The following is a 14,383-nucleotide window of genomic DNA, read 5'->3' on the forward strand; positions in this document are numbered from 1 at the left end:
GGTATCAGCGTTTCTGATGGTGTCCCAGTGCGTGGTGTAGCTGAGGGTTGAGGTGGTCACCGTGATTTCCGGATAGGTTAGGGCCGGTCATGTTCCCGGCACTGCCGAGAGCACGATGATCGGATTATCGCTGACAGGTGCTATGGTTTCAAGGGTCGTGTAACGGGCGCGCCGGACAGCCCGTTCGTGGCTCTGCTCCATGAGGATCGCGCCGACAAGCCGGGATTGGGGGCCTCGTTGGGGAAGATGCCGACGACGTCGGTCCTGCGCTTGATTTCGCCGTTGAGACGCTCGATCGGGTTGGTCGAGTGGAGCCATGGTACGATGCTCCCTGGGGAAGGTCATGTAGGCCAGCACGTCGGACTCGGCGGCGTCCATCAGCGTCGGCAGCTTGGGCGGTTTGGGCCGAATCTGGTCGGCAAGGGCGCGCCACTGCTGGTTCGCGGCTTCGGGCGTCTCCTGCACAAAAGCGGTGGCGATGAAGGCCGAGACGACCCCCTGCCGCTCTTGCCGGCGTGAGCCAGCGCGCTCCTCATGAAGTGCACCCAACAGCGCTGCCAGCTGGCACACGGCAGCTTGGAGACCGCCGCCTTGATGCCTTCGTGCGCGTCGGAGAGGATCAGCTTCACGCCGCGCAGGCCCCTGCGCGTAAGCTTACGCAGGAAGGCTGACCAGAAGGGTTCGGCGCTTCGGTGGTTGTTATGGTTTCCGAAGGTTTGGCTGCATTTCCAGCTGAGCTATCTGTGCGGGTTTCCAAGCATTTTGGCCATCGCTATCCTCTATGCGCATTATATCGGATTTGCCGCATTTATGCCTTCGTAAGTTATGAGATCCACCTCGCGGTAGCCTGAGGCTCGTACTGCGATGTCGGCCGCTGCAGCCCTTGCAGCAACGGCCGGATCTGGGCTCCCAAGTTTAGTAAGTCGGACCCAGTTGGTTGTGATGGCCTTCACGTAATTTCGGGTTTCCGAAATTGCAGGTATGCTGCCCAGCGAAAGGGAGCGCCGTTCGGGCCCAGCATTGTACGCAGCTAAAGCCAGATCAACGCGCCCAAAGCGGTCAAGTTGCTGTCGAAGATACCGTGCTCCTGCCCTCATGTTGGCAAGTGCGTCCCAAGGGTTTTTGAGCTCTAGATTTCTCGCTGTCCCCGGCATGACCTGCATCATCCCCATCGCCCCGGCCCCGCTTAGTGCCCAAGCCTTATATCCTGACTCCTGGGCGATGACTGCGTCCAGCAGACCTTCAGGAAGGCCGTTTTCGCAAGCGATCGCGGACATTGCTGAAAAATAGGCTACTCGTCTGTTCTCCACCTCGGGAGCTAGCCACCAGGTTGGGCGATACCCATTCTGAGGGCACAACATAGGTGTGGAAGGCGCTGAAATTCCCTGAAGTGTCAGTTCGAAAACGTCAGAGAGGCGGTTCCCGCCAGTAGCGTAAGTTCCCTGGCTGATCCCGGGCGCATCGCCCGACTCAACCAACCGATCAAAGTGGGCGCTTAATGCGGCTCCAACAGTTCCCTGCTCATTACTGGCGACAACCCCGATCGGAGAAAAACGCACAAGATCAACTTCTCTGGCTTTCGCAGCGGAGGCGCAGATCATTGCGGCCGCGAAGATCGAACTACATTTGAATGAAATCACGACACACCCCTTCCAAGGTGATGTGCCGATCTGATCGAGAATGCGCATGATCAGAAAATCAAAGATGGAAAGCAGAGTCAATCTCGGCGTAAACCCATCAAGCGAGCCAAGCAGCTACCCAACGGCCGATATGTTGCGAACGCTGGCAGCGTTCCTGCCCCTGAGACGGTGTCCACATTCGTCACAATGCAGCGACTGCGAAACATTGTAAAACTCTCTGTCCCGTCTAGGGATGCTCAAATGCTGTTTTGCGAGCCCTGCCCCATTTTTTGCGCCCCAGTTTGAGAATCGCGGCGTTTGTCCTTGGCGCGCAGGCCACCGCAATGGTCACCCCTCGCACTCTCAGAATGTAAGAAGATGTCCTGACAGTCGACAGGGGCCCTGGAACGCGACGGCGCAATTTGGCACATCGTGCCGGCCCTCTTAAGAGGACCAGGGCGCGCTGATCCATCTTCGCAGACTGCTCAAATCATCCGATACAAACACTTGCAGACGGGCCTACCACACGTTTTTGATCGGGACGCTTTTAGCCACTGCCTTCGAATGTCGGGATGCCCAAAATACGCGGGGCACCAGCCTATAGGCTGCGGTACTGCAGCCTCCTAAACGACACACTTCCTTCACGGGCTGCAAATATCGCAGGCCGGAGGCTTAAGAAGCCGTCGCCAATATTATGATTGTAGCCCGACACCTCGTAGGACCGCACCAACTGCCAAGTCTGCCCATCGCGGCCTTGGTAGAAGCTTGCCACGTTTTCGTCATTCACCACCCGGAAATGCATTTTTCGCCCCATTGAAGGCCCTGCGGGTGGGTAAAAAGGTTCGACCCCAGTTTTGTATTGATGAAGGCGGTTCTCGTCCGCTCCCAAGCCGCAAAAAAGCTTGGAATTGTAGAACAACAACAGGCCGCCAATTGCATCTCCCGTTAATTCGAGTTCGACCTCCACTTCGTACCGTCTTTCGCCAGCATTGAGGACGAGCGGCGCTGCGTCCGCCGGCCCGCTGCCCAGTCCTTGCAGTACCAGTGTACCATCGGTGAGCACTGCGCGACTTGCGTAATCGGCACCTGGCCCAAAAAATTGCAACCGTGTGCCAAACGCACTGATCTGAAAGTCATCAGATAGTGCGGTACCGTGCGGCCGCGAGGCACCGCTCATCGGTTTTCGCAATGGGCGAGAAAGATCACCGCCCATTGCGCACGGCCAGCCGTCGGCTGTCCAAGTGAAGGGTTCCAGCAAAAGTTGCCGCCCAAGCGTGCGAAAACCGTTTTCATAGCCGTGATAGACAAGCCACCAGTCGCCGCCCGGGCCTAGGATCGGAGTTGCATGCCCGCGCGACCACCAAGGTTCGGCAGGATCAACAGTGCGGACAATCGGATTATGCGGGCAGTTTTCCCACGGGCCGTGAATGGAACGGGATCGAGCCACGATGACCATGTGGCCCGTAGGCGGACCACCTGTACCCCCTTGGGCGGCGAACATGTAGAACCATTCGCCTCTCCGAAGCATCTTTGGTCCCTCGAGTTCGAACCCTTCAATGACCCAGTCGGCAGGAATTTTCCATCCTTCGTACACCTTCTGTGTCGGTCCGGCGCGTGACAACCCGTCGTCACTGATTGGCACCCTATTGCCGCCATTGAGAAACAAATAGCGTTTGCCATCTTCGCCTACCGCGTGGCCCGGATCGATGCCGTCGAAAATATCCATGTCCGCAGGTTCGCTCCATGGGCCCTCGATCCGGTCCGCGTGAACCACCATAACTGAAATCGTTGGTCGCCGCGGGCCGGGCGGCGGAGAACTTGCCGCAATCGGGATGTTCAGAGCGGGGAAGTAAATAAAATAGCGCCCATCGTGCTTGACGAGATCGGGTGCGAAAACCGAACCGACCGGCCTTTGCAGTGCGGGACCAATCGGCGTCCAGTTCACCAAGTCGGCTGATTGCCAGATTAATAGCCCTGGGTAATATTCGAACGAAGAGGAGACCTTGTAGTACTGGTCGCCGTCGTGCAGCACGCTGGGATCCGGGTGGTCGCCTGCCAGGACGGGATTGAGGTAGGTCCCATTGCCAAGATCTGCCCTGCGCTGCCCTTCGATTCCACGCTTCCACGGAAAAGCCCGTTTCGGCGTGACCCTGTCGGGAGCGCCCTTTGCCAGGGCAGCGCCATTACCTATCGGCAAGGAAGTGGCAGCCGCCCCTGCCATTGCCAGTGAGAGCACTTCGCGGCGGGTGCTTTCAGGTATCGACACGACTGTCTCCTCGATTATCAGTGGCCAGATCTTATTGTCGACACGGCCGATGTGGGCGCAGCGCGTGATACGCGGTCGACGATGACGGTCGCGTGAACTGCTGCGTTCGAACTATTGCCGGCCCATATGCCGAAGATGCTGGCGCCTAACTCCCAGGAGCGTGTCGCGACATTCCAATGGTGCAGGGCACTAAATTTTCATTCTGGCGGCATGCCACTTCACATGTTCAGCCATGAAGGTCGAAATGAAGTAATATGAGTGGTCATAGCCCGGCTGCATGCGGATCGTCGCGGAAATTCCGGCGTCCTGCGTCGCGCGGACTAGCAAATCCGTCTTGAGCTGGACTTCAAGGAAGCTGTCCGCATCCCCCTGGTCGACCAGCAGTTCAGGCACCCGCGCGCCATCGGCGATCAGAGCGCAGGCGTCATATTCCCGCCAGGCCGTGCGGTCCGGCCCGAGATAGCCGCCGAGCGCCTTTTCGCCCCACGGGCATTCCAGTGGTGCGACAATGGGTGAAAAGGCGCTGACCGAGCGGAAGCGGCCGGGATTGCGCAGGGCGATGGTGAGTGCGCCGTGACCTCCCATCGAGTGGCCGGTGATCCCCTGCCGGTCCAGATCGACCGGGAAATTACCGGCAACAAGTGCCGGCAATTCGTGCTCGATATAGCTGCGCATGCGAAAGTTCCGCGCCCAAAGCTCCTGCGTGGCATCGACATAGAAGCCGGCGCCCTTGCCGAAATCATAGCCTTCGTCGTCCGGCACGTCATCGCCGCGCGGGCTGGTGTCGGGCGCGACGAAGACAATCCCCACTTCGGCGCAGGCGGCGCGGAATTCGCCCTTTTCGGTTACGTTGGCATGGGTGCAGGTCAGGCCTGAAAGATACCACAGCACCGGCAGCTTCGCGCCTGGGGTATGATCCGGCACGAAGACCGAAAAGGTCATGGGCGTGCCCGTTTGCGCGGACTGGTGCGTATAGACGCCCTGCATGCCGCCGTGGCTCTTCCAGGCCGAAACCTGTTCCATCAGAACACCACGACCGAACGGATCGACTTGCCCGCGTGCATCAGGTCGAAGGCGGTGTTGATTTCCTCCAACCCCATGACGTGCGTGATCATCGGGTCGATTTCGATCTTACCGGTCATGTACATGTCGACGATCTTGGGTACGTCAGTGCGGCCCTTGGCCCCGCCGAACGCCGTGCCGCGCCAGTTGCGCCCGGTGACGAGCTGGAACGGGCGGGTGGCAATTTCCTTGCCGGCTTCGGCCACGCCAATGATGATCGAGGTGCCCCAACCGCGGTGACACGCTTCGAGCGCAGTCCGCATGACTTCGGTGTTGCCGGTGGCGTCGAAGGTATAGTCCGCGCCGCCGTCGGTCATGGCGACGATCTTCGCCACGGTGTCTTCACGGCTCAGCCCGCGCGAGTTGAGGAAGTCGGTCATGCCGAACTTGCGGCCCCATTCCTCGCGGTCGGGGTTGAGATCGACGCCGATGATCTTGGCCGCACCCGCCAACCTCGCGCCCTGGATGACGTTGAGGCCGATGCCGCCGAGCCCGAAGACCACGACATTGTCGCCCACCTGCACATTGGCAGTATTGATCACCGCGCCGACCCCTGTGGTCACGCCGCAGCCGATGTAGCAGCTCGTCTGAAACGGCGCGTCGTCACGGATTTTCGCAACGGCAATCTCGGGCAGCACGGTGAAGTTCGAGAAAGTGCTGCAGCCCATGTAGTGGAAGATGGTCTGGCCCTTGTAGGAAAAGCGGCTGGTGCCATCGGGCATCAGCCCCTGCCCCTGTGTGGCGCGGATCGCGGTGCACAGGTTGGTCTTGCCGCTCAGGCACGACTTACACTGCCGGCATTCGGGCGTGTAAAGCGGGATCACGTGATCGCCGGGCTTGACGCTGGTTACCCCGACCCCGACCTCGCGTACGATCCCGGCGCCTTCATGACCGAGCACCGAGGGGAACAAGCCCTCGCTGTCCAGTCCGTCGAGCGTGTAGGCATCGGTGTGGCAGATCCCGGTTGCCATAATCTCGACCAGCACTTCACCCGCCCTGGGCCCTTCGAGATCAAGCTCGACAATCTCAAGCGGCTGCTTGGCGGCAAAGGCAACGGCGGCGCGGGTCTTCATGATGGATTCCTGTCTAACAAGCGCAGATTAAACCGGCAGTCCGACATAATTCTCGGCAATGCTGGTCTGGGCGGCGCGGCTGGAGGCGATGTATTCGAGCTCGGCGACCTGCATCGCCCGCTCGAACGGGCCGTCCTCGGGAAAGCGGTGCATCAGTTTGGTCAGCGACCAACTGAACCGCTCGGACTTCCATACCCGGGCGAGGGCCTTGGCCGAGTAACCGGCGATTCCATCCGCTTCGCCGCGCCTGAAGAAAGCGGTGAGCGCCTCGGCGGCGTAGTGCACGTCGCTTGCGGCAAGGTTGAGACCCTTGGCTCCGGTCGGGGGCACGATGTGCGCAGCGTCACCTCACAAAAGCATGTTGCCGTGGCGCATCGGCTCGAACACGTAGGACCGCAGCGGCGCGATCGACTTCTCGATCGACCGCCCACGAGTGATGTTGGCAGCGGGTTCGGGGCCAAGGCGGATGGCGAGCTCGTCCCAGATGCGCTCGTCCGGCCAGTCTTCGACCTTCTCGGTCAGCGGCACGTCGATGTAGTAGCGGCTGCGGGTCTTGCTGCGCATCGAGGCGAGCGCGAAGCCGTGCTCGTGGTTGGCGTAGATCAGCTCGGAGTGGCAAGGCGGGACATCGACGAGGATGCCGAGCCAGCCGAACGGATAGACCCGCTCGAACTCGCGCGCGACGCTTGCGGGGATTGCCTTGCGGCTCGGCCCGTGGAACCCATCGCATCCGGCGATGAAGCGCACGTCGATGCGCTGCGCGGCGCCGTCCTTGGTGTAGGTGACGTAGCGCGCGTCACTCTCGATGTCGTGCAGCGCCACGTCGACAACGCCGTAGATGACCTCCAGTCCGCGCGCGGGCGCCGCGTTCATCAGGTCGCGGGTGATCTCGGTCTGGCCGTAGACCACCACCGTCTTGCCAGTCAGCGCTTCACAGTCGATGCGGATCAGGCGTTCGCCGTCGGCGAGGTTGAATCCCGCTTCGACTAGCCCCTCGGCCTTGAGCCGTGCGTCGAGGCCGAGGCGCTCCATCAGGCTGACGGTAATCTGCTCGAGCACGCCGGCGCGGATGCGACCGAGGACATAGTCAGGGGTCTGCCGCTCGAGCACCACGCAGTCCACGCCTTCCGCGCGGAGCAGATGGCCGAGCATCAAACCGGCCGGTCCGGCCCCGATGATCGCAACCTGAGTCTTCATGCTCGTGCGACTTCCTGCACTATGGCGCCGAAGGGCGCTGCGCCGTCAGAGCATTGGCCAACCATGCGGATCGTCTCGCCAAATTGCAGAAACGGCGTGCTCGGCGCACCGGCTGCGATGATTTCGATTGCGCGACGTTCCGAGATGCAGGCGGAACCGCGCGACGCGTACTGCGCATTGGAAACCGTGCCCGAGCCAATCACCGTACCGGCGACAAGATCGCGTGTGCGAGCCGCATGAGCGACCAATTCGGCAAAGGAGAATGCCATCTCACCGCCATTGACGAACCCAAAACGCTCTCCGCCACGCTCGACCAGAAGGTCAAGGCACACACGCCCGTTCTGCCAGTGCTCACCCAGGTAATCGGGTGTCACGGCGAACGGTGCCATCGAACATGCGGGCTTTGCCTGGACCCAGCCGAAACCTGTCTTCATCTCCACAGGCGCGATCGTGCGCAGCGACCAGTCGTTGATCTGCACCACCAACCGGATGTATCCTGCCGCCTGCTCCACGCTGGTGCCCATCGGCACGAAATCGACGATCACGCCGAATTCACCTTCGAAGTCGATGCCGTCAGCCTCACTGGGAAAAGCAGCGGGCTCAACCGGGCCGAGAAAACGATCCGACATGCCTTGGTACATCAGCGGCCGCGCGCGATCGATCGGGTCGATGCCGAAGGCGACCTGCATCAACTCGCCGTGGGTCACGAAGGCCGAGCCGTCGAGCCATTGCCATGATCGAGGCAGCGGAGCGCGAAGTTTCTCGCTGACGACGGCCTCGCCGTCACCGGCCTCGAGCCTGTCGGCAAGGCTGCGGAGATCCGGCAGGGCATCGGACCAGCTCTCGATTGCCGTTAGCAGGCTGGGCCACTTCGGACCGGCTGACATAGATCGTTCGCCATCGCCCGAGACTACGATCAATTCGCCATCGGGAAGGCCGTTGTCATAGGTTGCCAAACGCATCCGTCAGTCCTCGAAAATCGCGACAGCCCGGGTCCATCCGGCCGAAGCGCCCTTGATCTTGTGCGGGAAGCAACTGACGAGGAAACCGTCGGCCGGCAGCGCCTCGAGATTATGCAGCTTCTCGAGATGGCAGTAGCCGATCTCCCGCCCCGCCTTGTGCCCTTCCCAAATTAGCGAGGTGTCACCGGTCTCGGCCACGCGCCGCGCGGTGTGAGCAAACGGCGCGTCCCAGCTCCACGCATCGGTTCCGGTCACCCGAATGCCGCGCGAGGTCAGGAACATCGTCGCTTCGTATCCCATGCCGCATCCGCGGTTCACATAATCGGGATCGCCCAACGCGGCTCCGGCGGCCGTGTTGACCAGGACGATCTCGAGCGGCCTCAACTGATGCCCGATGCGGTGGAGTTCGGCTTCGACATCGGCTGCGGTGACCACGTAGCCATCCTCGAAATGGCGGAAATCCAGCTTCACCCCTGGCTGGAAGCACCAGTCGAGCGGTATCTCGTCGATCGTCATGGCCGCCACGCCGCCATCCTGGGTCGGGTGATAATGCCAGGGTGCGTCGAGATGGGTTCCATTATGTGTAGTCAGCCGCACCCATTCCGCCGCCGCGAACCCTGCCCCGTCCGGGGTCTGGTCCGCAGTTACGCCAGGGAAGAAATGCGCAAGCTCAGTCATGGTCTCGCCGTGCGTCTGGTAGGTGATCTCGGGACGGAGAAACGGCGGATCGCTTACAACGTCGTTGCAAAGCGTGATCGACAGGTCGACGAACCTGCGGGTGGCTGCGGTGCTCATGCTGCCACCAGTTCGACTGGGAGGGTATCGAGCGCATAGAGGGTGTTATTCGGCCGCCGCGTCGCCGGCCCTGCTGCCCTGATCTCGGCCACCTGCTCGACCAGCGCGGTCAGGACCGCTTCCGCTTCATAGCGGGCGACCATCTGGCCAAGACACTGATGAATGCCGAATCCGAACCCGACATGGCCACTCGCATTGCGGTCGATGTCGAAGCGGTCGGGATCGTCCCAGCGCCGCGGATCGCGGTTGGCCGAGGCCAGAAACAGCAGAACCTTGCTCCCCTCCGGAATTGTCGTCCCCGAAACGTCCGCATCGCAGCTGGTCGTCCGGTAAAACGTCTGTGCCACCCCGCCCCAACGGAGACTCTCCTCGATCGCCTTGCGACAAAGCTCCGGTTTCTCCTTCAGCTTGCGCCATTCGTCGGGAAACTGGGTAAAGGCGAACACCAGGTTGGCTATGCCGTTGACCGTCGTGTCGACGCCCGCTGAAAGGAACGAACGGACAAGGCGCTGGGCTTCATCCTCCGAGCAATCCCCCCGGTCGGCTGCGGCATAGACCTCGCGGCCCCAGCCATCGGGCTTGAGGAACTCGCGCTTGCAGCTTTCGGCAACCCAGGCCGTGGCGGCCACGGCTTGCGACATGCTCTGCTCAAGCAGCGCGTTGCGGGGACCGAACGCATTGAACACCGTGGTGGCATAGGGAATCAGGTTCTCCCGGCCTTCGTCGCGAAGTCCGATCATGTCCGGGAAGATGCTGAGCGGAAATGCCTCGGACAGGTCCGCAACCGCCTCGACCGCTCCGCGCCCGACCAGCTCGCGCACTAGCGCCGTGGCCTTCGTGCGCCATTCGGGCTGCCGGGCTTTGAGACTCGGCAGGGAGGCGACCTTGTTCATCAGGCCGCGGGTCCGGCTATGGAGCGGCGGATCGGCCTCGAGCAACAGCGACGGCGGGCGCCAGGGCTGCTCGGTGGCAAAATCCGCCAAGCCGACGCCGCGCGAGGACACGAAGGTCTCCCAGTCGTTGAGCGCATCGCGGACTTCGGCAAAGCGCGCGAGCCCGTAGCACTGGTACCGCTCCAGCCAGACGACCGGCCCCGCTTCGCGCAATCTTTCGTGATGCGGGAACGGATCGGACAGCACCGCCTCGTCGTAAGGATCAAAATCCAGTGCGCTGATCGTCATGTGGTTCCTCTCCCGGCGCGGTCATCCGCGCTCATCCCGGCATTTCAGGTGCTGCCGGTGTTTCCGCCCAGCGTTTCGGCAAACCAGTCGGCGATGCAGTCACGCCCATAGGCCATGTTGTCTGCGCCCACGTGCTCGACGCCACCTTCGCGAGCCGTGAAGATGACCTTTTCGCGGCGTGGCGAGTTGACCAGCTGGTCATACAGGTCGTCGGCGTAAGACAGGCTGATCTGTCGGTCTTCAGCACCGTGGGTGACCAGGAACGGCACCCGGATGCGATCGACGTGGCCATTGAGGTTCATCGCTTCCGACTTGACGAGGAACTCGTCCATGTCGTTGGCCCCGAATGCCCACATCACATGCGCCCAATAATGCGGGACCGGGTTTTCGCCTTCGCGCATCAACCGCTTGTCTTGCACCTCGCGCCAATTGTGATTGGCGCCCCAGACCGCGCCGCTGGCAAACCTCGGCTCGTAAGCGACGGCGCGGGGAGCGAAGTGCCCGCCAAGGCTGATCCCTGTCATCCCGATCCGCGCGGGATCGACATCGGGCTGGCTTTCCAGCCAGTCGACCGCCCTTGCGGCCCATCTTTCCGAATGCGGATCGACCGGCAGTCCCTGCAGACGCAGCGCCTCGCCCGAGCCCGGCTGGTCGACGCACAGCGTGGAAATGCCGCGCCGGGCCAACGCCTCAGGCAGTCGCGACCAGTAGAGCAGCTCCTTGCAGCTATCGAGACCATTGCAATAGACAACTACAGGCTTGCGGCCCTCGCCCGGCGCGCGCGTATAAAGCGCTGGCATTGTTCCTTCAGCCAACGCGATCTCAACCCGGTCGCGGTTGATCTGCCCAAGTGCCGTCGAGCGGTCGAACGAATCCCTCGCCTTGCTGTAGGTGGCTTCGCGGCCGGGCGCACCATGCCCCTGCATCCGTTCCGCAGTGATCAGGTAGAGCGAAGCCCGCTCTAGCTTGTTCGAAGCGGAGATCGCATGCCCCCTTGCCTCGTCCTCGGCGGCGAGCTCGATCAGCTTCTCGCCCATCGCCGCCCACTGTTTCATGAATGCCGGCGTGCCGGCATCTGCACCGCTCGCCGCCGCGTCCCGGATTGGCTGACACATATCGACAATCTCGCCAATCTGCCCGCCGCTCTCCATCGCTATCGCAACAGAAAGGTTCCAGATGTAATTCGGGAAGAGTTCGAGCAGCGCCATCGATCAGGCCTCGACCGCAACGAATAGCCCGGGATTGGGATGGGCATGCGGCATTGTCTGCGGCCCCCCGACGCCGATACCCCACTGATCCATGATCAGCGGCGCGGGCGTATAGGTATTTGGCTGGTGGCTCTCAAAATCCACTTCCTCCAGCTCCGAAGTATACTCGGTGACAAAACCACCCGGCGTGACGAAATAGCTGAAGGTATTGTTGCCGGCGGTATGCCGGCCCGGCCCCCACTGGATGTCGATGCCCTTGAGCTTGAGACGATGTGCTCCGCGCATCATATCGTCGACGCCCAGCATATCGTAAGCGACGTGGTTCAGGCACGGCGGGCCCGGCAAGATGGCGAGACGATGGTGCGCGCTGTTGCAGCGCAGGAAGCACATGAAGTCGCCGAGCCAATCCGAAACCTTAAATCCCAGCACATCGCAAAAGAACCGGACGAGCCCCTGATGGTCAGGGGAATGCAGGACGAGGTGGCTAATTTTGACCGGTAGCCCTTCCCACTTGGCAATCTCGCGCTTTGCCCCCCGCGCCACATCGGACGATATCTCCATCTGGAGGCCATCCGGAGTGAAGAAGCGAAACCCATAGCCGCCCCCTGGCGTCGTTAGTTTGCGCGGTTCATGGACGACCTTCGCACCGGAAGCTTTAACATTGGCGCACAACTCATCGACGTCGGCGCTGCAGTCGGCAGCGAGTGCGATCACGTCGACACGGTTCTCTTCGGCCTTCCTAAGACGCACCACGTGGTGTTCGTCATGACCGGGAGCCTTGAACCAAGCCATGCCATCATCGCTTGTGACGGGGTCGAGACCAAAGATCTCGCCATAGTAAGCCTGCTCGGCTTCAATATCGGTGACGCCATAGCCGACATAACGTATTTCGGAAACGCGGGTCATTGCTGATCCTCTCAAATGGGCTGGGATATGACCGCGAACATCTCCGCGGTGGCCTTGTGGTTGTCGATCGCGGGGCCCTTGCCGAGCTGCCCGTGGCAGATCGCCAAACTTGACGTCACGATGTACGCGCAGCGTTCGAAGCGACGATCGCGATAGGCGCTAAACGCCGATTCCGGATCGTCGTGCCGGGCCAATTCCTCCGCGAGCACGATCGCGTCCTCGATCGCCATTCCGGCGCCTTGGCCGAGATGCGGCGTGGTCGCGTGCACAGCATCGCCAAGCAGGACTGTGCGGCCGTTGTGCCAAGGACCGGTGACAAGGACACCTTCGAGCGGCCGATACACCACCGCCGCATCGTCGACTATCTGATCGGCAAGCGCACGGATGGCAGGCGCGCAGCCCGACAGCTTCGCAGCCATAGTAGCAGCCAGGCCGCGCAACGGATAACGGGGGTTCCCGGGCTCAGGGGTGGTGACGTACATGTACATCACTTCATTGCTGATCGGCACCAGTCCGACCCCGGTCGAGCCGTTATAGACCTGCAATGCGTCAAGCGCCGCGGGGCGCGGAAAATTGTAGCGCCAGACGGATTGGCCTGTAAATTCGGGCTTCTCGGCCGCAGGCAAGACCATGTCTCGAACTTGCGAGTAGACACCGTCCGCACCGATCACCAGATCGTAGCGGCCCACCGAACCGTTTGAGAAGGTCACGGTGACCCCGGCCCCATCGTCGTCCAGTTGCTTCAGCGTCAGACCCAACCTGGTCTTTGCGCCGAGCGCGGCGGAGCTTTCGGCGAGTACCTTCTGCAGGGCCGTCCTGCTGATACCGACGTTCGCGGGTTGTCCCTCGACGAGACGGGGTGTCGGCACCCGAGCCGCCATCGTGCCGTCCGGCAGGAATATCTCGACGGCGTCGAACCCGCAGGCGGCATCCAGGAAAACACTCAACACGCCAAGCTGGTCCATCGCCCTGATTACGTTGGCCTGCTGGATGATCCCGACGCCGTAAACGCTCCAGTCCGGATCGCGCTCGACCAGCTCCACCGAATGACCGGCCGCGAGAGCGATATAGCCGCGGACAGACCTCCGATGCCGGCCCCACGATCAGAATCTTCTGCTGGTGCACACTACTCTCCCCTTGGAAAGCGGTGCGTAGCAAGCCCGAGCGAATATCAAAAAGTGATTATCTGAATAGATTTCTACTTGAATTTCTGATTGAACTTCTCCGAGCACTTCGCGATCTGTGCAACCATCCACTTGATCCCCGGATCGTCGGCGCGGGTTTTGTGATACTGGACCATCTCCTTCATCACGGGAAATTCGAAGGGGAGCGGCTGGTAGACGATCTCGCCCCTGCTCCGGACCATCTTCGCCAGACGCTCGTGCATTATGGCGAGGCGGCTCGTTCCTACCAACAACTCGGGAACAAGGGAAAACGACGCCGCGTAGATCTCGATCTTCCGCTCGTTCCCCCGGTCCTTGAGGTGGGTCTCGGCAAAGGTAACCCGGCTAGTTCTGCCCATTTCGACCGCAACGTGACCGTGCGCATAGAAGTCGTGCTCGCTTAGCGGCTTCTGCAGCACGGCATTCCCGGACCATCCCGCGACGACATATTTTTCCTCAAATAGCAGTTCGGTCGGATGGCCGGGATGACAATGCTCAGTGGGAGTGAGAATCAGATCCAGTTCTCCCCGGTCCAGCAAGCCGAGCATCTCGTCGGAAGGCGGTTGGAGATCCAGCCTGATGCCTGGAGCCAGGGCAGCCAGCCGCGGCACCAGGTCGGCGAACAAGATCGTAGAAAGGTAATCGGACACGCCGATCCGAAACCAGCGATCGGACTTGAGGGGATCGAAGGCCGACGTCTGGGTTATTAGCCGGTCGACCTGAGCGAGGACATCCTTGGTTGGCTGATGCAGCGCCAATGCAAACGCGGTCGGCATCATCCGCTTGCCGTATGATGTAAGGATAGGATCGCCAAAGTAGTCCCGGAGCCGGGCTAGAGCCGCGCTCGCCGCTGGCTGACTAAGGTGCAGCCGCTCCGCTGCCTTCACCGGTGTTGCACTCGTCCAGCAGCACATCGAGTGCTGCCAGCAGGTTGAGATCGAGACCCTTGAC

The 14,383-nt window shown here is 61.5% G+C and carries 12 protein-coding genes and 2 pseudogenes; all 14 read right to left on the reverse strand.

The features are described from left to right. Positions 1-140: 140 nt before the first annotated feature. The 14 genes and pseudogenes from RM192_RS20085 to RM192_RS20020 all read right to left on the reverse strand — a co-directional run bounded on the left by RM192_RS20085 (position 141) and on the right by RM192_RS20020 (position 14,346). Positions 141-326 (reverse strand): transposase, encoded by a 186-nt coding sequence (locus tag RM192_RS20085; protein ID WP_409233847.1) that lies wholly within the window; start codon positions 324-326, stop codon positions 141-143. Continuing rightward, positions 247-662, reverse strand: a pseudogene (locus RM192_RS19955) (transposase); the annotation flags it as partial. The pseudogene RM192_RS19955 and the gene RM192_RS20085, both read right to left, overlap by 80 nt. Before the next feature lie 126 nt (positions 663-788). After that, positions 789-1,721 carry a lytic transglycosylase domain-containing protein gene (locus tag RM192_RS19965; RefSeq protein WP_311509239.1) on the reverse strand — a complete coding sequence of 311 codons (933 nt, stop codon included), beginning with the start codon at positions 1,719-1,721 and terminating at the stop codon, positions 789-791. A 496-nt stretch (positions 1,722-2,217) separates the two neighbouring features. Beyond that, positions 2,218-3,885 (reverse strand): family 43 glycosylhydrolase, encoded by a 1,668-nt coding sequence (locus tag RM192_RS19970; protein WP_311509241.1) that lies wholly within the window; start codon positions 3,883-3,885, stop codon positions 2,218-2,220. A 189-nt stretch (positions 3,886-4,074) separates the two neighbouring features. Beyond that, entirely contained in the window at positions 4,075-4,908 is an 834-nt protein-coding gene (fghA, locus tag RM192_RS19975; protein ID WP_311509242.1) for an S-formylglutathione hydrolase, read from the reverse strand. Beyond that, the gene (locus RM192_RS19980; RefSeq protein ID WP_311509243.1) at positions 4,908-6,020 is read right to left on the reverse strand and encodes an S-(hydroxymethyl)glutathione dehydrogenase/class III alcohol dehydrogenase; all 1,113 of its coding nucleotides are present in this window, start codon (positions 6,018-6,020) and stop codon (positions 4,908-4,910) included. The genes fghA and RM192_RS19980 overlap by 1 nt, the downstream gene beginning before the upstream one ends. A 27-nt stretch (positions 6,021-6,047) precedes the next feature. Then, a pseudogene (gene pobA / locus RM192_RS19985) lies at positions 6,048-7,217 on the reverse strand (4-hydroxybenzoate 3-monooxygenase). Further along, positions 7,214-8,179 (reverse strand): fumarylacetoacetate hydrolase family protein, encoded by a 966-nt coding sequence (locus RM192_RS19990; protein WP_311509244.1) that lies wholly within the window; start codon positions 8,177-8,179, stop codon positions 7,214-7,216. The pseudogene pobA and the gene RM192_RS19990 overlap by 4 nt, the downstream one beginning before the upstream one ends. Positions 8,180-8,182: 3 nt before the next feature. Beyond that, positions 8,183-8,974 carry a cyclase family protein gene (locus tag RM192_RS19995; protein ID WP_311509245.1) on the reverse strand — a complete coding sequence of 264 codons (792 nt, stop codon included), beginning with the start codon at positions 8,972-8,974 and terminating at the stop codon, positions 8,183-8,185. Next, positions 8,971-10,155, reverse strand: coding sequence for a cytochrome P450 (locus tag RM192_RS20000; RefSeq protein WP_311509246.1), 1,185 nt, complete (start codon positions 10,153-10,155; stop codon positions 8,971-8,973). The genes RM192_RS19995 and RM192_RS20000 overlap by 4 nt, the downstream gene beginning before the upstream one ends. Positions 10,156-10,199: 44 nt before the next feature. Then, the gene (locus RM192_RS20005) at positions 10,200-11,363 is read right to left on the reverse strand and encodes a prolyl oligopeptidase family serine peptidase (RefSeq protein ID WP_311509247.1); all 1,164 of its coding nucleotides are present in this window, start codon (positions 11,361-11,363) and stop codon (positions 10,200-10,202) included. Positions 11,364-11,366: 3 nt separating this feature from the next. Continuing rightward, the gene (locus RM192_RS20010) at positions 11,367-12,269 is read right to left on the reverse strand and encodes a VOC family protein (protein WP_311509248.1); all 903 of its coding nucleotides are present in this window, start codon (positions 12,267-12,269) and stop codon (positions 11,367-11,369) included. Positions 12,270-12,280: 11 nt separating this feature from the next. Next, positions 12,281-13,312 (reverse strand): FAD-dependent oxidoreductase, encoded by a 1,032-nt coding sequence (locus tag RM192_RS20015; protein ID WP_311509492.1) that lies wholly within the window; start codon positions 13,310-13,312, stop codon positions 12,281-12,283. A gap of 155 nt (positions 13,313-13,467) precedes the next feature. Then, positions 13,468-14,346, reverse strand: coding sequence for a LysR substrate-binding domain-containing protein (locus tag RM192_RS20020; protein WP_311509496.1), 879 nt, complete (start codon positions 14,344-14,346; stop codon positions 13,468-13,470). Positions 14,347-14,383: the final 37 nt, after the last annotated feature.

It is taken from the genome of Novosphingobium sp. MMS21-SN21R, assembly GCF_031846015.1.
In the GTDB taxonomy this organism is placed as follows: domain Bacteria; phylum Pseudomonadota; class Alphaproteobacteria; order Sphingomonadales; family Sphingomonadaceae; genus Novosphingobium.

What these genes read in the sequence shown, in the direction of transcription:
- RM192_RS19995 (WP_311509245.1), bottom strand. Translation starts at nt 8,974, where the DNA reads ATGAGCACCGCAGCCACCCGCAGGTTCGTCGACCTGTCGATCACGCTT.
- RM192_RS19990 (WP_311509244.1), bottom strand. Translation starts at nt 8,179, where the DNA reads ATGCGTTTGGCAACCTATGACAACGGCCTTCCCGATGGCGAATTGATC.
- RM192_RS20010 (WP_311509248.1), bottom strand. Translation starts at nt 12,269, where the DNA reads ATGACCCGCGTTTCCGAAATACGTTATGTCGGCTATGGCGTCACCGAT.
- RM192_RS20000 (WP_311509246.1), bottom strand. Translation starts at nt 10,155, where the DNA reads ATGACGATCAGCGCACTGGATTTTGATCCTTACGACGAGGCGGTGCTG.
- RM192_RS20005 (WP_311509247.1), bottom strand. Translation starts at nt 11,363, where the DNA reads ATGGCGCTGCTCGAACTCTTCCCGAATTACATCTGGAACCTTTCTGTT.
- fghA (WP_311509242.1), bottom strand. Translation starts at nt 4,908, where the DNA reads ATGGAACAGGTTTCGGCCTGGAAGAGCCACGGCGGCATGCAGGGCGTC.
- RM192_RS19980 (WP_311509243.1), bottom strand. Translation starts at nt 6,020, where the DNA reads ATGAAGACCCGCGCCGCCGTTGCCTTTGCCGCCAAGCAGCCGCTTGAG.
- RM192_RS20020 (WP_311509496.1), bottom strand. Translation starts at nt 14,346, where the DNA reads ATGTGCTGCTGGACGAGTGCAACACCGGTGAAGGCAGCGGAGCGGCTG.